The 25,019-nt window shown below is 60.5% G+C and carries 24 protein-coding genes and 1 other RNA gene; 6 read left to right on the forward strand and 19 right to left on the reverse strand.

What is annotated here, in order from left to right:
* The 3 genes from ssrA to VEB01_RS08335 all read left to right on the forward strand — a co-directional run.
* Nucleotides 1-141: a transfer-messenger RNA gene (ssrA, locus tag VEB01_RS08325) on the forward strand; the annotation flags it as partial.
* Nucleotides 142-489: 348 nt separating this feature from the next.
* Nucleotides 490-1,089 carry a type IV toxin-antitoxin system AbiEi family antitoxin domain-containing protein gene (locus VEB01_RS08330; RefSeq protein WP_324874487.1) on the forward strand — a complete coding sequence of 200 codons (600 nt, stop codon included), beginning with the start codon at nucleotides 490-492 and terminating at the stop codon, nucleotides 1,087-1,089.
* Complete coding sequence (locus tag VEB01_RS08335) at nucleotides 1,086-2,000, forward strand: nucleotidyl transferase AbiEii/AbiGii toxin family protein (RefSeq protein WP_324874488.1); 915 nt, start codon at nucleotides 1,086-1,088, stop codon at nucleotides 1,998-2,000. The genes VEB01_RS08330 and VEB01_RS08335 overlap by 4 nt, the downstream gene beginning before the upstream one ends.
* A 6-nt stretch (nucleotides 2,001-2,006) precedes the next feature.
* Here VEB01_RS08335 and VEB01_RS08340 read toward each other — a convergent pair whose 3' ends face one another.
* Genes VEB01_RS08340 through VEB01_RS08350 form a run of 3 tightly spaced genes read right to left on the reverse strand, consistent with a single transcriptional unit; the run spans nucleotide 2,007 to nucleotide 3,960 of the window.
* Nucleotides 2,007-2,438 (reverse strand): LacI family transcriptional regulator, encoded by a 432-nt coding sequence (locus VEB01_RS08340; protein ID WP_324874489.1) that lies wholly within the window; start codon nucleotides 2,436-2,438, stop codon nucleotides 2,007-2,009.
* Nucleotides 2,435-3,790 (reverse strand): recombinase family protein, encoded by a 1,356-nt coding sequence (locus VEB01_RS08345; protein ID WP_324874491.1) that lies wholly within the window; start codon nucleotides 3,788-3,790, stop codon nucleotides 2,435-2,437. The genes VEB01_RS08340 and VEB01_RS08345 overlap by 4 nt, the downstream gene beginning before the upstream one ends.
* Nucleotides 3,787-3,960, reverse strand: a complete 174-nt coding sequence (locus VEB01_RS08350; protein WP_324874493.1) for a DUF2924 domain-containing protein — start codon at nucleotides 3,958-3,960, stop codon at nucleotides 3,787-3,789. The genes VEB01_RS08345 and VEB01_RS08350 overlap by 4 nt, the downstream gene beginning before the upstream one ends.
* Before the next feature lie 65 nt (nucleotides 3,961-4,025).
* Between VEB01_RS08350 and VEB01_RS08355 the strand changes: the two genes are divergently transcribed.
* Nucleotides 4,026-5,134, forward strand: a protein-coding gene (locus VEB01_RS08355) for an IS3 family transposase (protein ID WP_324874495.1) whose coding sequence is annotated in 2 segments (ribosomal slippage) — nucleotides 4,026-4,275 and nucleotides 4,275-5,134 — 1,110 coding nt in all. Because the reading frame shifts where the segments join, the coding sequence is not laid out codon by codon here.
* Here VEB01_RS08355 and VEB01_RS08360 read toward each other — a convergent pair.
* From VEB01_RS08360 to VEB01_RS08380, 5 genes are all read right to left on the reverse strand, one after another.
* A complete protein-coding gene (locus tag VEB01_RS08360; RefSeq protein WP_324874496.1) occupies nucleotides 5,032-5,499 on the reverse strand; it encodes a DUF2924 domain-containing protein in 468 nt (155 codons plus the stop codon). The two genes, VEB01_RS08355 and VEB01_RS08360, sit on opposite strands and share 103 nt — an antisense overlap.
* Nucleotides 5,496-5,714 (reverse strand): hypothetical protein, encoded by a 219-nt coding sequence (locus tag VEB01_RS08365; RefSeq protein WP_324874497.1) that lies wholly within the window; start codon nucleotides 5,712-5,714, stop codon nucleotides 5,496-5,498. The genes VEB01_RS08360 and VEB01_RS08365 overlap by 4 nt, the downstream gene beginning before the upstream one ends.
* A 131-nt stretch (nucleotides 5,715-5,845) precedes the next feature.
* The gene (locus VEB01_RS08370) at nucleotides 5,846-6,214 is read right to left on the reverse strand and encodes a hypothetical protein (protein ID WP_324874498.1); all 369 of its coding nucleotides are present in this window, start codon (nucleotides 6,212-6,214) and stop codon (nucleotides 5,846-5,848) included.
* Nucleotides 6,215-6,261: 47 nt separating this feature from the next.
* A complete protein-coding gene (locus tag VEB01_RS08375; protein ID WP_324874500.1) occupies nucleotides 6,262-6,759 on the reverse strand; it encodes an ImmA/IrrE family metallo-endopeptidase in 498 nt (165 codons plus the stop codon).
* Nucleotides 6,756-7,043, reverse strand: coding sequence for a helix-turn-helix domain-containing protein (locus tag VEB01_RS08380; protein WP_324874501.1), 288 nt, complete (start codon nucleotides 7,041-7,043; stop codon nucleotides 6,756-6,758). Before VEB01_RS08380 ends, VEB01_RS08375 begins: the two co-directional genes overlap by 4 nt.
* Here VEB01_RS08380 and VEB01_RS23075 point away from each other — a divergent pair.
* Complete coding sequence (locus VEB01_RS23075) at nucleotides 7,032-7,175, forward strand: glycoside hydrolase family protein (protein WP_414675438.1); 144 nt, start codon at nucleotides 7,032-7,034, stop codon at nucleotides 7,173-7,175. The genes VEB01_RS08380 and VEB01_RS23075 overlap by 12 nt on opposite strands.
* Before the next feature lie 37 nt (nucleotides 7,176-7,212).
* Here the strand turns inward: VEB01_RS23075 and VEB01_RS08385 are convergent, their stop codons facing one another.
* The 11 genes from VEB01_RS08385 to VEB01_RS08435 all read right to left on the reverse strand — a co-directional run bounded on the left by VEB01_RS08385 (nucleotide 7,213) and on the right by VEB01_RS08435 (nucleotide 23,350).
* The gene (locus tag VEB01_RS08385) at nucleotides 7,213-8,226 is read right to left on the reverse strand and encodes a DUF4917 family protein (RefSeq protein WP_324874503.1); all 1,014 of its coding nucleotides are present in this window, start codon (nucleotides 8,224-8,226) and stop codon (nucleotides 7,213-7,215) included.
* Between the two features lie 5 nt (nucleotides 8,227-8,231).
* On the reverse strand, nucleotides 8,232-9,371 hold the full coding sequence (mcrC, locus tag VEB01_RS08390) for a 5-methylcytosine-specific restriction endonuclease system specificity protein McrC (RefSeq protein ID WP_324874505.1): 1,140 nt from the start codon (nucleotides 9,369-9,371) through the stop codon (nucleotides 8,232-8,234).
* On the reverse strand, nucleotides 9,371-11,206 hold the full coding sequence (locus VEB01_RS08395) for an AAA family ATPase (RefSeq protein WP_324874507.1): 1,836 nt from the start codon (nucleotides 11,204-11,206) through the stop codon (nucleotides 9,371-9,373). Before VEB01_RS08395 ends, mcrC begins: the two co-directional genes overlap by 1 nt.
* Nucleotides 11,203-11,595 carry a hypothetical protein gene (locus VEB01_RS08400; RefSeq protein ID WP_324874509.1) on the reverse strand — a complete coding sequence of 131 codons (393 nt, stop codon included), beginning with the start codon at nucleotides 11,593-11,595 and terminating at the stop codon, nucleotides 11,203-11,205. Before VEB01_RS08400 ends, VEB01_RS08395 begins: the two co-directional genes overlap by 4 nt.
* Nucleotides 11,596-11,605: 10 nt before the next feature.
* Nucleotides 11,606-14,650: a type I restriction endonuclease subunit R gene (locus VEB01_RS08405; RefSeq protein ID WP_324874510.1), complete on the reverse strand. Its 3,045-nt coding sequence runs from the start codon at nucleotides 14,648-14,650 to the stop codon at nucleotides 11,606-11,608.
* A complete protein-coding gene (locus VEB01_RS08410; protein WP_324874512.1) occupies nucleotides 14,643-15,881 on the reverse strand; it encodes a restriction endonuclease subunit S in 1,239 nt (412 codons plus the stop codon). Before VEB01_RS08410 ends, VEB01_RS08405 begins: the two co-directional genes overlap by 8 nt.
* Nucleotides 15,874-17,400: a type I restriction-modification system subunit M gene (locus tag VEB01_RS08415; RefSeq protein WP_324874514.1), complete on the reverse strand. Its 1,527-nt coding sequence runs from the start codon at nucleotides 17,398-17,400 to the stop codon at nucleotides 15,874-15,876. Before VEB01_RS08415 ends, VEB01_RS08410 begins: the two co-directional genes overlap by 8 nt.
* Nucleotides 17,397-18,893, reverse strand: a complete 1,497-nt coding sequence (locus VEB01_RS08420; RefSeq protein WP_324874516.1) for a type I restriction-modification system subunit M — start codon at nucleotides 18,891-18,893, stop codon at nucleotides 17,397-17,399. Before VEB01_RS08420 ends, VEB01_RS08415 begins: the two co-directional genes overlap by 4 nt.
* A 65-nt stretch (nucleotides 18,894-18,958) precedes the next feature.
* Nucleotides 18,959-20,368, reverse strand: coding sequence for a DNA-processing protein DprA (locus VEB01_RS08425; protein ID WP_324874518.1), 1,410 nt, complete (start codon nucleotides 20,366-20,368; stop codon nucleotides 18,959-18,961).
* Nucleotides 20,365-22,443, reverse strand: a complete 2,079-nt coding sequence (locus VEB01_RS08430) for a RecQ family ATP-dependent DNA helicase (RefSeq protein WP_324874520.1) — start codon at nucleotides 22,441-22,443, stop codon at nucleotides 20,365-20,367. Before VEB01_RS08430 ends, VEB01_RS08425 begins: the two co-directional genes overlap by 4 nt.
* 1 nt (nucleotide 22,444) lies before the next feature.
* Nucleotides 22,445-23,350 carry a WYL domain-containing protein gene (locus VEB01_RS08435; RefSeq protein ID WP_324874521.1) on the reverse strand — a complete coding sequence of 302 codons (906 nt, stop codon included), beginning with the start codon at nucleotides 23,348-23,350 and terminating at the stop codon, nucleotides 22,445-22,447.
* Between the two features lie 157 nt (nucleotides 23,351-23,507).
* Between VEB01_RS08435 and VEB01_RS08440 the strand changes: the two genes are divergently transcribed.
* Nucleotides 23,508-24,926, forward strand: coding sequence for a DUF3375 domain-containing protein (locus tag VEB01_RS08440; RefSeq protein WP_324874523.1), 1,419 nt, complete (start codon nucleotides 23,508-23,510; stop codon nucleotides 24,924-24,926).
* Nucleotides 24,927-25,019 lie beyond the last annotated feature (93 nt).

The following is a 25,019-nucleotide window of genomic DNA, read 5'->3' on the forward strand; positions in this document are numbered from 1 at the left end:
TTCGCTAAAACCTAACGGAACCGCCGGCCGTCTTCCCTGCCGCTCGGGTAGCGACCGGTTAAATCAATAGAGTCGGATAAGCATGTAGAGCCAAAGGCGGAGGATTCGCGGACGCGGGTTCAATTCCCGCCGCCTCCACCAATAACGAAACCCCAACCCTTCTCGGTTGGGGTTTTTTCTTGCCTGATCGCGCCGGTTCCCGCGTGTTGTTGAGGGTTCCTGCGAACGCCTGCGGACTTCGCCAGCCGCCCGAATTGGCCGTTCCGGGCCACATTCCACTCTCTCCTGGCCATTCCTCGCTCCGACCTCGCTCCCTGAAACAGGCCCGAAGTCCGCAAAGGCCACAACGCAGCCCCATACATATCAATGGGTTACGCGCGGACGAGTCAAGCGGTTGGATTGCAGCATCGGATAGCAAAGGAACCCGCATGCGTTGTGTTTCGTCGGTAAATATTGACAACTACCGACGTAATGCAACATCATGCTGCCATGGAAAGCTCGCATCAGACCATTCTGAACCTTGCCGCACAGCGCGGCCTCATACGCCCCCGTGACCTCGACGCTCTGGGTCTGCCCAGTGTCGCCCTCACGCGGCTGGTTCGGCAGGGCCTGCTCACCCGCGTGGGTCGCGGTCTGTATGCCCGTCCTGATCGCAGCGTGTCCGAGCATGGCACGCTCGCCGAGGTGGCACGCAAACACCCGCAAGCCATCGTCTGCCTCCTGTCGGCACTGCGGGTGCACGATCTCACCACGCAGTCACCATTCGAGGTCTGGCTGGCTATTCCGAACAAGGCTCGTGCACCGAAGATGGACTATCCGCCGCTGCGCATCGTGCGCTTCTCGGGCGCCGCGCTGACCGATGGGATTGAAGAGCACCAGATCGATGGTGTGACCGTGCGCGTGACCAACGTCGCCCGCACCGTGGCTGACTGCTTCAAGTTCCGCAACAAGATCGGCCTCGATGTCGCGATGGAAGCGCTGCAGGAAGCGTGGCGTGCCAAGCGCGTGAGCATGGACGAACTCTGGCGCTATGCAACGCTGTGCCGTGTGGCCAATGTGATGCGCCCCTACATGGAAAGCCTGTCATGAACCAGCGCAACACGGCTGCTTCGGTCCGCGCCCGCCTGCTTACCCGCGCCCGCGAGACCCGGCAAGACTTCAATCTGGTCTTGACCCGCTACGCCCTTGAGCGACTGCTGTACCGGATCAGCGTCTCGCCCCACGCCGACCAGTTCCTGCTGAAAGGCGCGCTGCTGTTCGACTTGTGGTTCGACATTCCGCATCGACCGACGCGCGACGCGGACTTCCTGGGTTTTGGTTCGGCCGAGTTGCCGCACCTCGAGGCCGTATTCAAGGACGTCTGCGTGCTGGACACTGACGACGGGGTGACGTTTCGACCGGACACCGTCCAGGCGGCGGAGATTCGCAAAGAGGCCAACTACGCCGGCGTGCGTGTCACCTTGCTCGGACTGATCGATGGCGCGCGCTGCCCTATCCAGATTGACATCGGTTTCGGCGATGCCGTGACGCCAGGACCGGAGGATGTCCAGTACCCCGTGATGCTCTCGGAGTTCGCGGCGCCGAAGCTACGCGTCTATCCGCGCTACACCGTGGTGGCAGAAAAGCTGGAGGCACTGGCCTCGCTCGGCATCGCCAACAGCCGAATGAAGGATTATTTCGACCTCTGGATCTTGTCGCGGTACACCGAATTTGACGGCGACACCCTGCGACGCGCGATTCGAGCGACCTTCGATCGACGCAAGACGATGTTGCCCCCGGACACCCCCTTTGGCCTGACGGATGGTTTTGCGCAAGACACGCAAAAGCAGACGCAGTGGCAGGCGTTTCTGGGAAAGAACAGACTCGAAGCGCTGCGCCTGGAGGACGTCGTGGCATCGCTTCGAGATTTCCTGCTTCCAGTCATCGCGGCAGCGAGCGCTGATACCGACTACCCGCACCACTGGCCAGCTGGCGGCCCCTGGTCTCCAGTGGTGGGTTGAAACGGGTCAAAGCCCAACCCGCGCCCGCTGTTCATCCCACAGCGCCGGCGGATCGACCGCCAGATCGAATAGCGTGATGTGGTTCGGCAGCGCGTCGTCCAGGATGGCGGCCACGATGTCGGGCGCCAGCGTGGTCAGGTTGACCATTCGGCTCACGTAGCTGTTGTCGATTCCCTCCCGCGTGGCGATCTCCTTCAACGACTTCGCTTCCCCTGATTCCAGCATCGCCAGCCAGCGGTGGCCCCTGGCCAGCGCCAGTTGGATGGAGGTCGGCGCAACGTCCCACGGCCTCACCGGCAAGGTTTCGCCGTTTGGCAAAGTGACTAGCTTGCGGCCACTGCGGCGTTTGATCTGGATCGGGACGGACAGCGTCAGCCTGCCGTCGCTCGTCTGCAGGACGTCTGGCTCACCGGTCTTCTGGATGCGGATATCGCTCATGCCAGAGCCTCCTCCGTCTGCTCGACAGACTCGGGGCGCAGTTCCAGCACTAGGCGTTCGATGCCGTTGGCGCGCAGCCGCACTTCGAGGTCGTTGGGTGACACGATGACTTTCTCGACCAGCAATTTCACGATTCGGGTCTGCTCTGCCGGGAACAGTTGATCCCAAATCGTGTCGAGGCGCGTCATGGCCACGGTGATCTTGGCTTCGTCCAGTGTCGGGTCAAGCTTGATCGCCTGCGGCAGCATATCGCCTAGCAAATTCGGGGCACGCAAGATCGCGCGCAATTGATCAAGCACCGCTGACTCCAGTTCTGCGGCGGGCAGTCGCGGCAGGCCCGAGGCGCCCGCGTGCTCCTTCGCGTCGCGCTGAGGCACGTAGTAACGGTACCGACGGCCATTCTTCTTGGTCGTGTGCCACGGCGACAATGCTCGGCCGTCGTTGCCGAACACGATCCCCTTGAGCAGATACGCCACGGTCGCCCGCGTTGCATTGCCGCGCACCCGCCCATTGGTGGCCAGGATCGCGTGGACGCTGTCCCACAGTTCGCGGCTGACGATGGGCGGATGCTCGGCTTGGTACCACTGCTCCTTGTGCCGCAACTCACCAAGGTAGGTTCGGTTGCTGAGGAGCTTGTAGATGTGGCCCTTGTCGATCGGTCTGCCATCGCGGGTCTTGCCGTCTTGCGTGGTCCAGGCCTTCGACGTCACGCCATCCAGTTTCAGTTCCTTGACCAGTGCGGTACTGGAGCCGAGTTCGACGAAGCGCCGGAAGATGTGCCGGATCAGCTTGGCCTCGCGCTCATTGGGCACCAACCGCCGGTTCTCGACGTCGTAGCCCAGCGGCGGCACGCCACCCATCCACATACCCTTGCGTTTGCTGGCGGCGATCTTGTCGCGGGTGCGCTCTCCGGTGACCTCGCGCTCGAACTGCGCGAAGGACAACAGGATGTTCAGCATCAGCCTGCCCATCGAGGTCGTGGTGTTGAACTGCTGGGTGACCGACACAAACGACACGCCGTAGCGCTCGAACACCTCGACCATCTTGGAAAAGTCCGCCAGGCTGCGCGTCAGTCGGTCGATCTTGTAGATGACGACCACATCGATCTTGCCTGCCTCGATGTCCGCCATCATCCGCTTGAGGGCCGGACGCTCCATGTTGCCGCCCGAGAAGGCTGGATCGTCGTAGTCGTCTGCCACCGGAATCCAGCCCTCGGCGCGCTGGCTGGCGATGTAGGCGTGGCCTGCATCCCGCTGGGCGTCGATGGAGTTGTATTCCTGGTCCAAACCCTCGTCGGTGGATTTGCGCGTATAGACCGCGCAGCGCATGCGGCGCTTCAAGACCTCGCTCATCGTCCACCTCTTTTCTTCGAGGACGATTTCGTTTTGGCGCTGGCAGGCGGCTTGAGCCCGAAGAACAGCGGCCCCGACCAGCGCATGCCGGTGATCTCGCGGGCGATCATCGAGAGGCTCGGGTACATCCGGCCCTGGAAGTCGTACTGGCCATCGGCGGTCGCGATCATGACCTGCCCGGTGATTTTCGGACCAGCTGAAACTTGGCAGGATGGCTCTCGGGAGGGCGAGAGTCATGAGAAAGGCACGGTTTACGGAAGAGCAGATGGTGAAGATCCTGCGCGAGGCGGATAGGTCGCCGGTCGCGGAGGTCGCGAAGAAGCATGGGGTCAGTGACCAAACGATCTACGGGTGGCGGCAGCGGTTTGGGACGTTGCAGCCCGCCGACGTGAAGCGGCTGCGGCAGCTCGAGCAGGAGAATACGCGGCTGAAAAAGCTGGTAGCGGACCGGGATCTCGAGTTGGACGTGATGCGGGAGATCAACCGAAAAAAGTGGTGAGCGCGCGCGGGCGGCGCGAACAGGTTGCGTATGCGCAAGCGCGGGGCCTGTCGAGTCGCCGGGCGTGCGCGCTGCTGTCGGTGGCCCGGTCGACGCTGGGCTATGAATCGCGCCTGGCGAGCAAGGATGCGCCGGTGGTCGCCGCGATGCGTCGTCTGTCGGCCCAGTATCCGCGGTTCGGCTATCGGCGGATTCAGGTCTTTCTGGCGCGCGAGGGGCAGCTGATGAGCGCGGACAGAGCCCATCGGCTGTGGCGAGAGGCTGGCTTGCAGGTTCCCCGTCGTCGGCCACGCCGGCGGCTCTCGAGCGGTCGTGTGCGGCCCCTGGCGCCAAGGGCGCCGAGCGAGGTATGGACCTACGACTTTGTGTTCGATGCGTGCGCCAACGGGCAACAGCTGAAGTGCCTGACGGTCATTGATGAGTACAGCCGGGAGTGCTTGGCGATTGATGTCGGCGGTAGCCTCCGCTCGCGACGAGTCATTGAGGTGTTGTCGCAGCTCATCGTCGTGCACGGGGCGCCGCGATATCTTCGCTCGGACAACGGTCCCGAGTTCGTCTCTAAGGCGGTCCTTAAGTGGCTGCTGGAGACGAACATCGAAACGGCGTTCATCGATCCGGGGAAGCCATGGCAGAACGGCGCGGGCGAGAGCTTCAATGGCAAGTTCCGGGACGAGTGCCTGAGTCTGGAATGGTTTCGCAATCGAACGGATGCCAGAATCGTGATCGAAGCTTGGCGGCGCCACTACAACGACATCCGGCCGCATTCGAGCTTGGGGAACCTGACGCCAACTGAGTTCAAGAAAACTATTTCATCAACGAAGCGGGGGGCCATTCTCCAAGATTGAAATGGTCCGAAGAAAGACGGCAGGTCAATCACACGGTACTCGACGCGTTTGTATTCCCGGACCAGTACCGTGCCGGCGGCCGGACGGTAATCACGATCGCGCTTCTTGACCTTGCCGGTCTCCACCAGGGATGCGATGCGACGCTCGTTGCGATCCAGCAGGTTGGCGTCGACCTTGCGGAACTCCACCTCCTGCAGCCGGTAGGCAAGCCGACGCTCAAGGAACTGGCGGTTGTGGGTGGGGGTGTCGCCACCGACCAACTTCTGCCAGAGCGCTTTGATCTCCGCCATCGGCAGTTCGGGCAGCCTGGCGATCTGGGCCGCCACCGAGGGCGGCGTTGAAAGTGTTGGTGTTTGCGTGCTCATTTCGACTCCGTAGTTGTCTTGTTGACGGGGTCTGTATGAACGCGCTGGTTGCCAGAGAAGCCAAGCTCAAACTCGCTCTCTTCAGCGATGTTTGCGGACTGCTCGAAGCCACTGACACGCAGGCGTGCCAGGCCGTTGGCCAGCAACGAGGCGATCTCGTGGCGACGCTGCTCCGGCGTCATCCGCTCGGGCGGTAGATGGTTGATTTGATGCATTGGTAGCAGTCCTTTCCGTCAAACTCACATGCAGTGAAATTGTCCGGATGGACTGCCGCCGACACCATGAGGGAGTTTCGGATGCGTGCGGGCTGGTGCGGATTGGTGCGGAAACCGCCGTGCGGTAGCGCCTACTTTCTAACCGGATACTGGCCGTTGCGGATGAACCGGTCGTAGGTGTCTTCCTCCGGTTCCTCGTCATCGTGGCGAGCTCCCTGCCACTCGGCTTCTGGCAGCAACAGCAACGTCAGCGTGTAGTCGTACTGACCGGCAACCCTGATCATTTCATTGACCTGCATGCTCTCCGGTTCGCGTGGAAACCAGAGCTGCGCCCGTGCCGTCTGCTGCTGGCTGCCGGCCCAGCCGTTATTGCTGTGCGCCAGAGCATCACCCGGCAGTTCGATGGTGTTTCTGCGGGTCGCGAAGTAGGCGCCAGACTTGAGAGCCGCCTTGTTCGACTTGGCCCACAGCATGTGATCGTCACGGCTGGCCACCAGCACGGCGCGTTGGGTGCGATCTCGGTCCAGCGCAAGGCGGCGGCCGTCAGCTACACACCATAGCGGTCGGCGCAGTGGCCCAGCAGATCGAAGCTGATCGGTTGCCCGTCCACCTGGCGCCGGAAGTCGTCCAGCGGCATCAGCAGGGTCGAAGCAAACAAATCCGCCTCTGCCTCGATGTCGCGCTCGTTGTTGTCTCCCGTTTCGATGTCGCCGTCGCCGCACTCGAAGAGGTCCTGCTGCTGGCGGTGCAGGATGTAGTGACCGAACTCATGCGCGATCGTGAAGCGCTTTCTGCCTTCCGACGGGGTGGCGCTGTTGTAGAGGACCAACCACTTCGACCGCGACTTGTTGGCTTTCAGCAGACCATCGAAACCGTCGAGATCCTCGCCCTGGACCTTGTCGATCGGCGAGTCTGCGAAGCACTGGTGCGAATACTCCAGCGCCAGCTCATCAACCTTGACCGGAAACCGGTCCGCACCGAGAACTGTGTTGAGCATGGACGAGATGCGGTTGGCCTCGGCCATGGGCTTCTTCGTATCCGTCATTCATCTTCCCAAGCTTCGAGGATCTTGCGGAGCTTCTTCTTGTCCGGCTCCGACATGGTTTTGTACTTGCGGAAGAAGGCCTCATCGAGCACGGCCTCGTCCGGCGTCGCCGTGGACTCGGTCAGCAGGAACTCCGTGGTGACGTTGAGGACGGCGGCGATCTTTCCGATCTTCTCGGCGGATGGTTTCGGGTCGTCCTTGTTCTCCAGTTCCCAGATGTAGCTCTTGCTGGAGTCGGTCATTTCGGCCAACTGCTCCAGGCTGAGCTTCTTCTGCTTCCGCAATGGGACTGGTCGAGCGCAGCTCATGAGCTACGACGCTGGGTCTATGGCGGCGGGAAAGTGCTGCCGGGGCTGGTAACGCGGCGGGAGGCTGAGGTCGCCTTGCTGACCACCGATGTGAAGAACAACGTCTAGCTCCCGAGGCAACCGCGATCCCAGCGAACCATCATCGTTATGGATTGTTCCAGCACCCTGGGCTCTGCGAATCGAAAAACGTTACAGCAGTACCTCTCAATGACCGGCCAGCCGCCTTGAGGACTTGGTGGCAAAAGGCTTGCTGGTCCGCATCTGATTGGCCAGTGAACACCGAGACTGCCATTCGCTTCGGCGGATTCGCCGAGATGGCATCGAGAACATGCTGGTCTCGTTCGTCGAAACTCCAGCCATACACGACCACACTCTCCCCGAGTGCGGGCAGAACCTCTTCATACACGTTCGTCAGATAATGACTCCGGCGAATGGCAGCGACCTTCTCCTTACTTGTTCCCTCGCTAACAAACACCGGCACGTAGTGCCCGGACGCCCATCTCCGGGTGATCGTGTCAAGCAAGTCACCTGCGGTTCCTGCGCCAACAGCGATCTTTGTCTCATCACCAAGGTAGTCACGCGCAACCGCAAGACTGCCGTGAGGATAGAAGACCAATGTTGCTCCTGCCGCGTGCCCATAAGGCCGCCGCAGATATTCCCAATCTGTCTGGAACTCCCCGTCGTGAAATGCGTCCTTGAACCAGCTGCCGTTCGCCGCGTTGAACAGCAGCATGGCCCAGTACAGAGTGAGGTCGTAGTTCAAGCTGACGACGGTAGGGAACGCGCTTGCGAACGCACCAACCCGTTGCAGGTCGGCGGAGACATCGGCATGTACCGGATGCACATTGTGCGCAGCTTCGATCAGTGCTGTGCGCACTTCCGCATAGGCGGCAGAGATGTCGGCCGACGGTGTTCCCAAGGCCACGTTGACGTGCTCGGCATACCAGCATGCGAGCAGAACATGCTCAAAGTCGGTCGTCCCGAGTCTGGCGAATATTGGCGCAGTGGTAGGGAGCAGTCCTTTTGCATCAGCAACGCCATGAAGTGTTGGATATGCGAACTCTTTATGGATGGCGATGCTCGCCCCGTTGCCAAGAAGGATGGCACTCCAACCTTCCGTACTTATTTTTGACCAAGTGTCGATGTCGATTCGATCCATGCTTTTCACGTGCCCGTCGTCACTGGCTGGATCGGCTCGCAGAGTCGCAGCAGTTGCGATCGAATGTCCGCCGTCGACGCTGTCAGATCCACGGTGGCGAATCGAATGCGGTGCCCCTGGATCACCGCCGCCTCGTCGACCGTCTGACCGATTGCTGGATGCAGCAACAATCCACTGGCGCAATCGGCAAGCGCATCGCCGCGCCCAACCTGAGAACGCAGATAAGCGTAGATCTGGTAAACGTAGCCGCTGCGCAGGGTTTCCTCACGGTACCAGCCGCTCGTCACGATCGATGTGAACTTGGTGTCGATGACGATCCGCCGTCCGGTTGACGGGTGGTCGAGTACGACATCGGTTCGCATCGTCGGCAGGATCTTGTCGATTCCAGCCGTCTTCAGCTCAATCTGCCAACCCATGGTCCCGCCGCACATCACTCGCCATCCATGGGGGCTCAACACCACGTCGTAAAACCCGCCAACCGCTCGCTCGAATAGTCGGCGTACCCAGGTCGCCTCACGATCTGGTAGCGAAAGCACATTCGTGCCAGATGCCTCCGTGGGAAGCGCCAGATCGAAAGCCAGCTTCGCGGCTGCCACCATGAACCGATCGTCCGCATCATTACGACCAAAACGATCGGTGCTCATTTGGGCCCGCGTCGGAGCCTCGCCGGATACACCCATCGCTTTCATGCCACTCGCAAGTGAGCGGCACCGATGGGCGATGTCCTTCCTCTGCACAATCCTGGAGACAGATTCCAAGGCTGCACGGACAAACCGATTACGCGGGGTGTCGATGGTGAGTTCGTCGAACCGGCAAGCCACCAAGCCTCTATCCAGCAACTGATGGCGTTCGGTGGTCAATACATCGATCCGGCCACGCACACGATTGATCACCGCGTCACGAGATCGATAGCCGAGACTCAAGCGGCGATGCTGTCGCACTTCAACCGCATGGGCAAGAATCTCGGCGACGAGGTCTGGCAGATCGTCCGGACTGTCTTCCAGACCGACTTTGCCGATGCCGCGAGTGCGGAATAGGTCCGAGGCATAAAGCATCAGCAACCAAAGGTTGCGCACCGGAATGCGCCCGATGAATCCCTCCGCGCTCGCGGACGCGCTGTCCACCTGTTCTGCGACGGCGCTCATTACCAACCCTGTGTCAGCCGTGCAATCGCCTTTTGTGCTTCCTCGGGCGCGTCGAACCAGTATTCATCCAGCAGCGGGCCGATCTCCGTCTCCACGACCTGCTGGAACCACTTCTTCGTGTCTCCCGCCTCCAGTCGATGCGCAGGTGTCACATAGCTGTGACCAATCCGGAACTGCTTACCAAGACGGGCATCCGCCGCAATCTGATCATTCAGCTCGGCGATGCGGCGCTCGATATCCGCCACAAGGGCTGGATCTACAGCACTTTCGTTAACGACCCAGTCGCGCCACACAGGGCCCAGCCTCGGCTCCAATCCAACGAACGCGAAGCGTCGACGCAGCGCCAGGTCGACCAGAGCGAGTGATCGGTCAGCGATGTTCATGGTGCCAACCACATACAGGTTTTCGGGAATGTGGACAGGCCGACGCTTGCCATCTGCATCGGGATAGCAGAGCTCCAATGCTTCGTTGGGCGTGCGCTTACCTGCCTCCAGCAGCGTCAACAACTCCCCGAAGATCTGCGCAGGGTTACCACGGTTGATCTCCTCGATCACCACGACAAACTTCGATGACGGGTCTTTGCTCGCAGCCTTGATCGCTTCCATGAAGACGCCGTCGGCCAGCGACAACTTGCCTTCGCCGGTCGGTCGCCAGCCTCGAACAAAGTCCTCGTAGGAGAGGTTGGGATGGAATTGAACCGCTCGGACCTTGCTGTCGTCCTTCTGCCCCATGAGCGCGAACGCCAGCCGCTTGGCCAGCCAGGTCTTGCCAGTGCCCGGAGGCCCCTGAAGGATTAGATTCTTCTTGGTGCGCAGCCGATCGAGCAGGCGGTCGATTTCGGATCGTTCAAGAAAGCAGCCGTCCTTGAGGATGTCTTCTACCGAGTACGGGATGATCGGCGCCGCCACTTGAAAGGCTTCGCGAACCTCACCTGCGGTTACCTGATCTTCTGCTGCGCCGTCATCGGCATTGCCAGGCGGCGCAGGCTCGTCAACCGGGTCCTTGTACATCCAGGACGCGAGCGACAGGTCCGGAAAACTGTGGACGGGATAGCCATCTTCACCGAAGCGCGAACGCAGATCGTCCAACAGCTTCAGATAACTCCGTGCATCACAGGGGCCCTGCTGACCACTGATAGCGACATTCAGTCCGAGCCGCTTGTTGATGTAGTGGCGCGACTGGCTATCGAGAGTCAGAAACTCCCACGGATGCGCCCAGTAGAGACCTGTGGAGAGATTCCAGGCCACGCCCCACACTTGGGTTGCCTCGTCATAAGCGTGGATGAAGGACTCCCGAGTGTCCGATTGGTCGCTGTCCACCATCTTGCTGGCGGCCACGAATACCTTCCACAGCGCGTCGATGTCACCGGCCCCGCGCTTGTCGGCATAAGCGAAGAACCACGAGCGCTGGTTGTTGAGGACGGGGATGCCTTCGAATGACGGCGGCACAGGGACCGTCACACCCAGCAACTTGGCCAGCTCACCCGCGATGGACTTGCGGTTGGCATCAGTCATCGACCGGTTGAAGGTTCCCATCGTGGTGAACGGGCAAATGTCCCGCAGCGGGCCGCTGGTGCCATCCGGAAACTTGTCCTGCAGGTAGGTTAATCCCGGCACACGCGAGGCGATCTCGTGAATGCCCTCGATGAGCGGGGTCCGGTCCTCCGCGTAGGTCAGCAGCTTTTCCGCCACCGCCTCGTAAAAGTCAGTCCACTGAAAGCGCTGCTTTTCGGGCGACGTTGTCCCGTAACGCTCTCGCCAGAAGGGCTCGTTGCGAAATCGATCCACATCCTGCGGTTTTCCTTCAAACGCAAACGCGATCAGCGCATCGTTCATCCAGTCGCCAGGCAGCACACGCCAGATCGTTCCCCGGTGGGTGTAGAAGTACCACTCCCGTACCGGTTCGCCCTGGGCCCACAGTCCACCTTCACCCGCTTTCCGTCGTTCAGATTCTCTGTGATCGTGCCGACCGCCTTGATGCCCATGACCGACACAGCCCGGCCTCGGCTATCGAACGGCAATCCGTGCTTGCGGGTGTAAGAGGACTTGATTGCGATCCGTTCGCCCGGTCGCATGGATCGAACCATATCGAGGAGCTTGTCGTCATAGCCGTTCTCCCAAATCCCCTCGGACAAAAATCGCGGCATCTGGTCGTCGGTTCCACCATAGCTGGCGCCGACGAACCACGTTGCGTTCGATGAGATATCGTTCTTCTTGTCGTTCATCCTAGCTCCCTCAGTAATACTGCCGGATATAGCTGTAGGCCTTCTCAAACAGCTCCTCATCCGCGTGCAGCTTGTATTTGAAGAGAGCCTTGCGCAGTGCCTTCTTCACCTCGCGTTCGCCGGCTTGCGTGCCCTGCCAACCGGGGAAGCGCACCAGGCGCACGATCTCATCGATGTCCGCCACCACGCGTTCGACCATGATCGGCGTCTCGGAAGTCTTGACCTCGTTGAACAGATCGGTCAGCGCCGCCTTGCCGCGATCCTCGTCCTCCTCAGGCGGGACCTCCTTCTCGGCTTGCAGCGTCTCCTTGGCGATTTCCAGCAGCTGCTTCAGAAACTCGACGCTGTTGATCTGACCGGATTCGAAACGGTCCTTCAGCGCATCGAGTCGTTCCGACAGTTTCTTGAACTTGGGGTTGCCGCCATGTCCGCGCAGCCGGCGCTTGAGCTTGATCTCGATCTCTTTGGCCTTCTTTGGGTCCGGGTTCGAGAGCACGGCCTCCAGCAGGTCGGCATCCAACACCAGGGTATCGAGGTCATCCCGCACGGCGTCGACATGCACGTTCTGATGAATCAATTCGATGGTCTTGGCGCCGAGTGAATGCCAGATCAGCTTGCCATGTCCGCTGGACGGCTGCACCGACTGATACACCTGCGACAGCCACTTGTAGTCCTTCTCGAAGGGGCCCAACACCGTGTCGGGGGACAGCGCTTCCCAGATCTTGTTGAGCACGCTGTACTCGGCAGCAAAGTTGTCCCGCACCTCGTTGTTGGGCAGGCACTGCTGCGCGGCGATCAGGCCCTCATAGCCCTGCACGGTACGGTCACAGCCGGCGAAGAACGCCAGGCATTTCTGCATGGCTTCGGGCAGCTTGTCCTTCAGCTCCTGGATGTTGCTCACCACCTGCTTGACGCTCTGGTCGTCGAATTCCAGCGCTGCGGCCACATCATCAAAGATGCCGAGGTAGTCGACGATCAGGCCATGGGTCTTCTGCTCGGAGTAGGTGCGGTTGACCCGGCAGATGGCTTGCAGCAGCGTGTGGTCACGCAACGGCTTGTCCAGATACATGGCCTGCAGGATGGGCGCGTCGAAGCCCGTCAGCAGTTTGGCCGTGACGATGATCAGCTTCAGTGGGTCGGCCGGGTCGCGGAAGCGGTCCAGCAGCCGTTCTTCCTCGTCTCGTGAACGGTCATAGGGCGTGTACTCCGGATGCTCCTTCTTGTCGGACGCCTGTACCGACATCACGATGTCGCTGGCCTCCGGTGGCAGCAGCTTGTCCAGCTCGGCTTTGAAGAGCAGGCAGGACTCCCGGTCGAAGGTGACGATTTGGCCTTTGAAGCCGTTGGGTTCCACCTTGGTCTGGAAGTGCTCGACGATGTCTTCGCACACCTTGCGGATGCGCTCGGGCGTCTTTACCAGCACAGCCATCTTGGCTGCGGTCTTGGCGAGGTTGTCCTTGTCCAGATCCGACAGGCCGCCGGTCAGGTCTTTGTACGCCCCATCCAGCGCCGCCTTGTCGATATGCAGGTCGATCAGTCGGGGCTCGAAGTGCAGCTTCAGTGTGGCGCCGTCACGGATCGACTCTTCGAAGCCATAACGGCTCATGTAGCCCTTCTCGTCCTCGTCGGCACCGAAGGCGTAGAAGGTGTTCCGGTCGGCGCGGTTGATCGGCGTGCCCGTCAGGCCGAACAGAAACGCATTGGGCAGGGCCTCGCGCATCTTGCGGCCCAGATCACCTTCCTGGGTGCGGTGGGCCTCGTCCACCAGCGCAATGATGTTGCTGCGATCGTTCAAAACCCCCGTTCGGTCTGAGCTTGTCGAAGACCGCCCGTCGACGGGCTCAGGGCGAACGGAGTTGGGATTGTCGCCAAACTTGAAGATCGTGGTGATGATGATCTTGCGTACGTCCTGCGCCAGCAGTTGCTGCAGCTTCTCGCGGCTATCCGCCTTTTCCAGGTTAGGAATGTCCGCCCCGGTGAAGGTGCCGGTGATCTGGCTGTCGAGATCGATCCGGTCCACCAAGATCAGCACTGTGGGATTCTTCAATCCTGCGTGCATGCGCAGCTTCTGTGCGGCAAACACCATCAGCAGTGACTTGCCCGAACCCTGGAAGTGCCAGATCAGGCCCTTCCTGGGGTAACCAGCCAGCACGCGCTCGACGATCTTGTTGGCCGCTTCAAACTGCTGGTAGCGGCAAATGATCTTGATGCGCTGCTTTTTCTTGTTGGTGGCGAACAGGGTGAAGCTGCCGAGAATATCCAGCACCACGTGCGGGCGCAGCATGCTCTCGGCCGACAGTTTGAGCGATTTCAGCGGATGGTGCTGTCCATCCTCCCCATTGCCGTCCAGATGCCACGGCCCCCAGTCCTTGACCAGTAAGCCGATCGACCCGTAGTGGTAGGCCTTGCCCTCGGTGGCCACCGAGAACACGTTGCAGACGAACAGCTCCGGCACGAATTTCTCATAGTCGTCGTGCACCTGCACCGCGCCATCGACCCAGCTGATGCACTTCTTGACCGGCGTCTTGGCCTCGATCAGCACCAACGGTAGGCCGTTGACCAACAGCACCAGATCGGCGCGGCGCTCAGTGGGGCCGGCGCGGTAGGTGTATTGCTGGGTGACGATGTATTGGTTCTGCGACAGATCATCCAAGTCGATCAGCCGCACGGGCACATGCTCGTTGTTGGGGCCAAAGGGCATCGAGCGCTCACCGCGCATCCAGGCCGTCATTTCCTCGTTGGCGCGGATCAGGCCATCCGAGCGCACCGACAGCACGATGGCGCGCAGCTTGTAGAGCACTTCATCGGCACGGTCCGGCTGGGTGGCAATCTCGGGATTCAGACGAATCAGCGCATCGCGCAGCCAGGGCTCGACCAGCACCTCCTGAATCTGGCGCGGCACCTCAGACGGAGCGGCGTAGCGCCAGCCGATGCCCATGGGGCTCGGGCCGTAGCTGGCTTGGGGTTCCTGGACGGTGTTGGCAGGGACTGCCTTGATCGGGCCTGCGAGCAGATCGTGGACGTAGGCTTCAACAGTGTTGGATTCGTTAAACATCGCCGACTACCTCCCTCAAAATTTTCTTGTAGGTGCGGTCTGTCGCCGACTTTCTTTCCTCGCTCAGTCGTACAGACTCAAAGAGCGCATCAATGGCTGAAACAATACCCTCTACTAGATGACCTGGCGGCAAAGGAACTGGTAGCGTCTGGCAGAGTTCTAGCGTCAAATTCTGCTGACCAGAAGTCTTCTTCGATCTGGACGCCAACCAGCGTTGCGCCCAATCTGATAGCAGGTATGCCGCGATGTACCTCGGAGAAATTTCTTCCCTCACTCGAAAGCGCGCTATCGCTTGATTTATGTTCGCGCTCGGGAAATTTGCAGGAACGATCGAGACCTTACCGAGAGGTGGGCCAACGATATTCATGAGCACGTCGCCCGCTTGAACCTTCGACCTTGCCAGTTCCTTTGAATGCACGTCCGGACTGACGAATGTTGGCTCAGTGGTGAAATCAAGCGATCCATCAAATGTAAGGTTGTAGACTTTCAAGAACGGGATGCCCGTGTCGCTTACGCCAGTAGCGCCAGGTGGTGTAGCTCCCTTTGTGATCGGTGCCACGCTGATGTCCGCAGCAGAGACCAACCGCCACTTTGGGCGAACGACGGCTTGCGACATTTCTTCTGTTGCAGGAGAGCACCCTTCTGCAGAAAAGATAGAAACCAGGCCCGACCTGAGCATTACGTTTGCAGCTTCCAGTGCAGATACACAGGACTCTGCGGATTCCCGCGCACAAGCAAGCAGTTCAAACAGCCGAGCCTGTTCATCAACCGACGGCAGCGCAAACTCAAAATCCGCCAAACTCGTCCAGTTCGTACGAGGGCTCAAGGAGCCGGCAGATGTGCCCACCGCGTGATCGAAGAAGGCGTCGGTCTGGCAAATGAATGGCAGCAACTCAGGTAGCAAGACCTGCGCGTCCTTGGTCTCCAGCACGTAGATGTCACCGGAGCAAACACCAGAGAAATCCGCCACAGCGACCTTACGCTGATAAGCGCGGCGCTTGCCGAACAGCACTTGACCGGGTTGAAACACGCTGGTGAAAGTGACGCCGTCAGCGACGTTGCCCCAGCTGCGGATGCGCAGGTCGCCTGGTTCGAGGTGTTCCAGACCGACGTAGCGTTCAATGCCATCCGCAAGCGGATCTTGGCTGCGGGCTTTCGAGAGGCACACCACGTCGCCGAATTTCACGTGGCGCCAGCCGGGTTTCAGGCTCTTGTTTTTTTTGTCAGACACGCTCGATGTCCTCCGCAATCAGGCCGTCCAGCGTTTCCACGAGCGCGTCCATCTGCTGCCAGAAGGCACGACCCTCGTTCTGCCACTGCGCCCAGGAGGAACGCAGCGATACCGCGTTTCCATTGCTGTCGGTTGCGATCGCTGCGGCAATGCGCTTCACGTACAGCGGGATCGAAAGGTTGCCCGCATTGGCGCCGATCTCGGCTAGGGTGCCGACCTTGGCGAAGCCGGGTGCGTCCGCAAAGGTCTTGTAAGCGTTCAGGATGCGCTGCTGGTGTTCGGGTTTCAGGAAGCTCTGCGCGCGCTCGCGGGTGACCTCGTTCACCGCGTCGATGAAGATCACCTTGCCCTTGCGTGCAGCGGTCTTCTTGCGGTTGCAGATGACGATGCACGACTCCATCGGGGAGTTGTAGAACAGGCTGGGCCCCAAGCCGATGACGGCCTCCACCCAGTCCTGCTCGACCATCTTGGCGCGCATGGCCTGTTCCTCGTTGCGGAACAACACGCCATGTGGCCAGAGCACAGCGCAGCGCCCGTTGGCGGTGAGGCTGGTCAGGATGTGTTGCTGGAACGCATAGTCGGCCCGCCCCTGCGGCGGCGTACCCAGGGAGTTGCGGCCCCACTTGTCACTGCTCCAAGCCTCGCGGTTCCACTGCTTGATGGAATACGGCGGGTTCGCCAGGATCACGTCGAACTGGCGCAGGCGGTCGCCCTCGATGTGCTTGGGGTCGGCCAGGGTGTCGCCGCGGATGATCTCGAAGTCCTCCACGCCGTGCAGGAACAGGTTCATGCGGGCGATGGACGAGGTGATGAGGTTGCGCTCTTGCCCATAGAGCTTGAGCGTGCGGTATTCGCCGCCCGAGCGCTTCACTTCGTCCAGCGCCGAAATCAGCATGCCGCCGGTGCCGCACGTGGGGTCGTAGATCGACTCGCCCGCCTGCGGCGCCAGGAGTTGCGTCATCAGGTGGACGACAGTGCGGTTGGTGTAGAACTCGGCCGCCGTGTGGCCGGAGTCATCGGCAAACTTCTTGATCAGGTACTCGTAGGCGTTGCCGAGCTCGTCCTCGGGCACGTTGGCCACCGAAAGCGTCTGGGTCGAGAAGTGCTCGATCAGGTTCTTCAGCGTTTCGTCGGGCAGGCGCTCGCGGTTCGTCCAAGGGGCATCGCCGAAGATGCCGTCGAGCAGATCCGGATTGGCGGTCTCAATGGCGCGCATGGCCTTCTGGATGGCTGCGCCGACGTTCTTTGGCGTCTGCCGCACATCGTTCCAGTGCGCGCCTTCGGGGATCTGGAAGCGGTGGTTCTCAGCGAACTGGGCGTAGGACAGGTCGCCGTCGGAGTCGGCCAGGGCAGCCTGGTACTCCTCGTCCCACACGTCCGACACGCGCTTGAAAAACAGCAACGGGAAGATGAACTGCTTGTAGTCGCCGGCGTCGATCAGGCCGCGCAGCAGCACGGCAGCGCCCCAGAGGTAGCTTTCGAGTTCTTGTTGGCTGATGCGTTTGCTTGGGTGACTCATTTCAGCCATCCCCCTTCAGTCATGACCTGCGCAAGCCGTTCTTCGGCCTCGCGGCAGCGGGTGAGCGCATCCTTGAATGCCGCGATGGCGTCGGGCAGCGGCGGGATGTCTTCTTGCAATGGTGGCAAGACATAGCGCGAGATGTTCAGCGTCCAGTCCTCGGCTTTGATCTCGTCGAGGCTGACCACCCGGACCGCGTCCTGCACATCGGCAAAGGCGCGATACCAACCGAGGATCTCGGCGGCGTGCTCGGGTTCCAGATAGTTCTGCGCGCGGCCCCGGCGGAACAGTCGCGAGGCATCGGCAATCAGCACCTTCTTCTTGTGCTTGGCCGGCTTGCGTTTGCGCAGCACCAGGATGCACGCCGCCAGCCCTGTGCCGTAGAACAAGTTGGGCGCCAGCCCGATCACAGCCTCGACCAGATCCAGCTCCAGCAGCTTCTGGCGGATGCTGCCTTCCACACCTTTACGGAACAGGGCGCCCTGGGGCAGCACCACGGCCATCCGGCCGCTGACGTCCGCCATCGACTTGACCATGTGCTGCACCCAGGCGAAGTCACCGCTGGACGAGGGTGGCAGACCGGCAAAGTTGCGGCCGAAGGGGTCGTTCAACCACAGGTCTTCGCCCCACTTTTCCAGCGAGAACGGCGGATTGGCGATCACGCAGTCGAAGGTTGCCAGCCGGTCGCCCTCGAAGAAGGCCGGGTTGCGCAGCGTGTCGCCGCGCACCACCTGGAAGTCCTCGATGCCGTGGAGGAACAGGTTCATCCGCGCGATGGACGAGGTGGTGAGGTTTTTCTCCTGCCCGTACAGCTTGCCCCACAGCCGCTTGACGTCGCCGTGCATCTCTTTGACGTGCTGCACGGCGGCCAACAACATGCCGCCGGTGCCACAGGCCGGGTCGTAGATGGTTTCGGCTTCCTTCGGATCGAGCATGTCGATCATCAGCCGCACCACGCTGCGCGGGGTGTAGAACTCGCCGGCCTTCTTGTTGGTGGCGTCGGCGAACTTCTTGATCAGGTATTCGTAGGCGTCGCCGAGCAGGTCCGAATTGACGTTTTTGTTGCCAAACGGCAGCTTGGAGAAGTGCTCGATCAGGTCCTTGAGCAAGGCATCGGACAACCGCTCCTTGTTCGACCACTGAGCGTCGCCGAACACGCCATACAGCGTTTCCGGGTTGGCCTTTTCGATCTCCCGCATGGCCCGCTGTAGCGCGGCACCGACGTTGCTCGCCTTGGTGCGGATGTCGTTCCAGTGGCAGTCTTCCGGAATCTGGAAGCGGTGCGATTCCGGAAACCAGGCCAGTTGTTCATCACCGGTCTCGTCGACGATCTCCTGGTACTCCTCGTCCCAGACATCGCAGATGCGCTTGAAGAACAGCAGCGGAAAGATGTAGGTCTTGAAGTCAGCAGCATCCACCGGACCGCGCAGGATGTTGGCGGATTCCCAGAGGTGGCTTTCGAGCTGGCTGAGGGTGATTTGTTGGTCGCTCAAACGCATGACCCTTCTATATCGATGCCGTCGCACTGCGGCTTGTGTTCTTGTTTAGTCTTCATCGGTTACTCGAACAGCCGCTTTTGCTTGACGATGTAGCCCGCAGGCTTCTTCTGCTTTTCCAATACGCCTTCGTCGACCAAGCGCTGCAACCATGCCTTGGCCTGCGCGTTGGAAACGTCCAACGCGGCCGCCACTTCGGCGTCTTTCATCGGCGTACTCAAGAGTTGCTGAATCGCTGCGCGCACGGCAGCGAAGAGCACTTCGGCCGGGGTCGATTCCGGCTGCGCAGATTCCTTGGCGTCGTCTATGGGCGCTACGGCCTCTGGTGTGACTGGCGGCAGTTCTTCCGATGCCGCAGCGGGTGAATGCGCATCGCGAATAACGTCAACCGGTGCTGATGGCTCACTCTCGGCCTGAGGCACTGGCGCGGCTTCGCGCGGCACGGGCGCCGATGGCTTGGCGTTAGCCGACGATGGCTCTTCGTTCGAGAACAGCGCAAACCCAACCTGTGGGGAGGCCGTCGGCGTCGGCACCGCCATATTGAACACATCCTCGAAGGAATCCACGTCTTGCGGGTTCGGCCAGGGAAGTGCGCCTTTCTTTCGTAAACCATCCAATCCGGCGGAAGACTCGCCCGTCGATCGAACGAAAACCGGGACGAACTTGAGTTTGTCGAGTTGCTCAATGGCGCCCGCCCAAGTACCGCCCTTGTTGAGGTCGGAACTCACCACGAGGGAGGCATCGGCCAATGCGTAAATCAGCTTGTTCCGCTGCATGGCATTGCCGACGTTGAACCCGGCGCTCGGGTCGTAGGGTGAAATCAGCACCAATTGGCCATCGAGCAGCAGGTTGCGGTGCTCGCGGTTCATGGTGGTCTTTTCCAGACTGTCCGCCAGAACGCCACAGACTTTGCCTCCACCCTCCAAGGCGCCACGCATGGCGGCCTGATCGATACCTTTGGCGCCGCCTGAGACAAGCGTTCTCCCTGCCCGAGCGGCGAGTCGGCCAACTGCCATCGTGTAATCGATCAGGGAGTCGTCCACATGACGCGAGCCGACGACGGCAAGCCCACCAGAGTCCAGCAGACTCATGTCGCCACAGCCATAAATGACCGCAGGTGCGTCTTCGCGCAGCCGCGCTTTCAAGCGCCGGGGATACTCGGCATCGGCCCGGCTGACCACCCAAATGGCGCGCGCTTGCCAGCGCTCGATGACCTGGCTTAGAAGGAATCCGCGCCCCAACAGTTTCTGCAGCCGGCTCTCGTCAATCACCGGTTGGCACGCGCGTAGGATCTCAACTGCGTCCGGGGAAACGAGATCGGCAGGCTGACGCTGGATCTCGCGCAAGTGGCGAGCAAGACGCTTGTATTCGCCTGGCGACAGCAGATCGGGTGACGCAGTGCCACGTCCGGCAATGAGCGGTGCCGTCAGCAGCAGGATCGCCTGAGTGTTGGGTGAAAGGACTGGCGTCATTCGTCGTGCCCCGTCTGTGAAAGGGCCATCGGCCAAACCGCGCCGCTACCGTTCTTGCGCAGCAGCCACGCAGACACCGTCAGCGTCCAGCACGAATCGACCATGTCATCAACCAGCAGGACCGGGCCGGGAGGGATTGGCTGGCCGTTAAGTGCGAGCGAGCCATCAATGTTGCGCGCCTGTTGTGTACTGTTTGCCATCGTTTTCTGTTCGGGTCTTGCGTCTGTTTTCGCGATGACCATATGAAAAGGCAGACCCAGCGCAGCAGCCAAGCGTTGCGCGAAATTCGGTACCAAATCGGGATGCCGTAGCGAGGGAACGCAGGTCACCCAGGTTGGGGCCGGCTGCGGATTCCACTCCTGGATCATCTTCACGCAGGCAGCAACGAGGTCATCGGAAAAGTGGCCATCGTGGTATTTGCCTTGTCGAACCAGGCCGCCCCAGCCGGCATCGCCCCAGACGCATAGCGCCTTGCCCGGCTGCGCTTGGTACGGAATAGTGGATGCAGTGTGGATTCCGTACTGCGGCATTCCCCCAACGGGCCATTTCTTACGAGGCTCGATAGGTAGGCTCGTGCGACAAAGAAATTCCTCGGCTTCCCGAACCAGCAACTGATCTACGCCTTCTGAAAGCGGTGGCAAAGAAGGTGGGCTGACAGTGCTTGAATCGCCATCAAGCGCATCAATCAGAAAGCCCATGTGCTGTCCGAAAGGCTGAGCGACGTATTCCTGCATTTGCTGGAGTTCGGCACGCCTTAATTTCGTGAGCCGGTCTGCTCGCGCCCAAAATCCGTCTCCGAGCGCGGCTGCAGTAAGCTGCCACTTTGTATTTTGCTTGGCGATCGGCGCTGGAGATTCGAGGGAGAGTGCTGTAATAGTCTTCTCGATGCGGCCTTTGCTCATGTTCACGCAGGTCATGAGCTCAGGTATTGACAATCCTTCAGGCGCTTCATTAAGTGCCCCCAGGACATCGTCAACCTCTTGGCGAGTTGGGAACGCGCTACGGATAAACCAATCCGTAATTCCTTCTTCTTCATCGCCGCTCAAGAGCACGCCATATGCAGATTCCAGCGCTCTTCCTGCGCGCCCTACTTGCTGGTAGTAGGCGACAACTGAGCCAGGCATCTGAAAATGGATAACGAACGCCAGATCCGGCTTGTCGTAGCCCATGCCCAGTGCGGTGGTCGCTACAAGTGCCTTAACCTGGTTCTCCTGCAGCGCTTGCTCCAACTCCTCACGCCTGTCACCTGTCTTGCCTGTGTAGGCTTCTACAGCAAAGCCCCGGGCCCTGAGCCAATCTGCCAGTTGATTGGCATCTCGGATAGTAAGGGTGTAAATGATGCCGTGACCTGGAAGTGAATTGAGTTGCTGTGCGATCCATGCCATACGGACAGCCTGACTGGGCAAGCGCATCGTTTGCAGCGTCAGAGAACCTCGATTCAGGTCACCGCGGAGTACCTTCATATTCGGGCCCAGCACAGCCACAAGGTCTTCCATAACCCGGTTGTTTGCCGTTGCCGTTGTGGCCAGCAGGCGCAGATTGGCTGGTAGTGTTCTGGCGATACGTTCCAGCAATCGGTAGTGAGGGCGGAAGTCGTGCCCCCAGTCGGAAATGCAATGGGCTTCATCGATGACCATCAGCGAAATCTGCCCTGCGATACCCGCCAGAACCTCTGTGTTAAACCAGTCGTTACCCAGTTTTTCCGGCGCTATCAGGAGAATGTCCACTTCGTTCCGACGGAGCTTGGCTTCAACCGACTCCCATTCATCCTGGTTATCGGAGTTGATCGTGGCGGCGCGGACTCCCATTCGCTCGGCTGCGGCGATCTGATTTCGCATCAGTGCCAACAGCGGAGAGATCAACAACGCAGGGCCGGCACCCGCTTCCCGCAGCAACTTGGTCGCGATGAAATAGACGAAGCTCTTGCCCCATCCAGTCTTTTGCACGACGAGCAAGCGGCCTTTACCTTCGACGATGTGACGAATGGCATCTTCTTGGCCATCACGGAAAGTGGCGTCAGCGCGCCCGGAGCCGATTCGGAGAAGTTCTAGCGCGCGTTTTGGATCGTAGGCCACGTTATTGCTCTCCCTTGTTCTTGTCGGGCGAGCGGTAACCCGGCGCCAACACAGCGTTCTTGACGCCGTACAGCGCTAGGTGATCTTTCAGCCAGAGCCTGAATTCGTGGCCGCGCAGGCTGTGATCAGGTGAACAGTCCACGCTCCACTGCCGCAAGATGTATCCAGCGGTGGCAGCCCTTAGCTTCATCCGCAGTGACCCGCGAACCATGCCGTAGTCCATCTCCGTAATCTCGGGACGGGGCTGGTCCGGGTGCGGCACCATCTCCAGCTCCACGATCCGGGTCCACTGGATGTCCTGATCACTGCGCTCGTGGGGCTGCACATCTGCATCCCTCATAAGGACCGGCTGTTTGATCCTGGTGATGACGAAGTCCCGGAACTCCTGAGACTTCCGGTCGAAGGCGCGGACGTGCCAGCGCAGGCCGTTGTCGATCAAGGCAAAGGGCACGATCTCCCGCTCAGTGCGGCCACTGGAGATGGAGTGGTACTCGATGCCCAGCGGGCATTCCTGGTGGATCGCCCGGGTCACGCTTGCGAGCACATCCAGGCCCGGGTGCGTGAGCCGTGACGGGCTCTCGCTGGCCACCCACGCCTTGAGCCGCATCGGCTCGCCGTCGCCGAAGCCTTGGGTCAGCCACGACAGCACCCGCTCGGGCGGAAAGTCGAAGACGGGCTGGAAGTTCGCCCCAAGGACGTAAGACTTGCCCTTGGGGTCGTAGTCGATGTTGCCTGGCGCCAAGTCCTTGTACAGCGCCAGATCCCTGGATGCGGCGGCGGACTGGATGCCAAACCGCGTCACCAGGTCCTGACGGCGTATCTCCCCAATGAAGCGCACGCGCAACTCCACGAACGCGAGCCGGTCGCGTTGTGGTTGAGTTAGATCTGCAAGCTGTTCGTTCGACATCCTGGCTGGCTCGTTCGGGTTAGCGAATGCTTGTGCGGGTCATTGCGTAAAGTATATGGTCTGCCCTAAAATCTGTCCATGAGTCTATTTTGATTTGTTTATACGTCGCGTTGTGATAACCACCAGGCAGACGGGACCCGCACTTTGGAGCACGGGATTGAAAGCAGACAAAGCCATCGCGACCTACCGGCGCATCCGGGCGCAACCGTTGTGGCGCCTGCTTGCCTCGAACACTGGACCTACCGTCATTGGCCTGCTCCAAGCCCATCTCTACGAGAGCGAGCGGAGCCTTCCTGCCTCCATTTTTCACGAGCGAATCGCAAGGGATCTGGAAGAGCTGCGCGCCCACGGTGAAGACTTCCCCCAAACGGCACAAGCGTATGTCGCCAGCTGGCTCGCCGATGGGTACCTGGAGCGACGCTTCCCGGCTGGGGCTTCAGAGGAGGAATATGAACTCTCCACGGCCGCCGTCGAAGCCATCCGATTTGTCTCTGGCCTGGAGCAGCCACACTCAGCCGCGACCGAAAGCCGCCTGACACTTGTTATCGAGGCGCTGGCCCGGCTTGCAGAGGACACCGACACCGATAAATTCCGCCGCATCGACCGGCTCATGGCCGAGCAAGCCCGCATCGACAAGGAGATAGACGCCATCCAGAAGGGTCAGATGCGTGTGCTTCCTCATGCAACCGCGCTGGAACGGACGCGGGAGATCATCACGCTGGCTGACGATCTGGCAGGCGACTTCCGCCGTGTCCGCGATCAGTTCGACCAGCTGAATCGGGATCTCCGTGAACGCATCATGGACAACGATGGCAATCGGGGAGATGTGCTGGATTCGCTGTTTGCCGGAATCGACCTGATTTCAGAAAGCGAGGCGGGACGGACTTTTTCCGCTTTCTGGCGCTTGCTCACGGACCCAGAGCACTCAGCCACGCTTGATCAGGCCCTTGATAGCGTCATGTCGCGGGAATTTGTAGGTCAGCTCGAAGCCAAGGAACGGCGATTCCTCCTTCGGCTGACGCGGACCCTTCTCGAGCAGGGCGGAATGGTCCATGAAGTGCTTCAGACTTTCGCCCGCAGCCTGAAGCATTTCGTTCAGAGTCGTGAATACCTCGAACAGCGCCGACTCAATCACCTTCTAAAAGAAGCCCAGCGTGCTGCGCTCGCCCTGAAGGATGAGGTCAGGGCTACAGAAACCCTTCAATACACACTCGAGCTCACGAGCAGCCGTTTGCGCTCGTTGTCCCAATGGGTACTTTACGACCCATCGCTACAAGCTTTGCCCGGCCAAATGGCGGATGGGGATGCCCCGCCAATCGATCTGGAGTCTGTGAGCGAACTGGTAGCCCAATCCGAGATCGACTTCCGAACATTGAAGGCCAACGTGCTGGCTGTCCTGGAGCAACGGTCCCAGGCATCCATTGCTGACGTGCTGGAGCAGTTCCCCGCTGCACAGGGTTTGGGGAGCGTCGTCGGCCTGCTTGCATTGGGCAGTCGGCATGGTTTCAAAGCCGACCATAGCGAAACCGTAGATACCGTCTTGGCGGTCACGATGCAAGCGCATACTGAGGATTGAAGGGCTGACCGGATTTGAGGACGCCGTAGGCAAGAACGAGGAGTTTGCGCATGGCGGCACAGGCGATGACTTTGCCGTTCTTGCCTTGCGCTT

It is taken from the genome of Methylocaldum sp. (genome assembly GCF_035627495.1).
Classification (GTDB): Bacteria; Pseudomonadota; Gammaproteobacteria; order Methylococcales; family Methylococcaceae; genus Methylocaldum.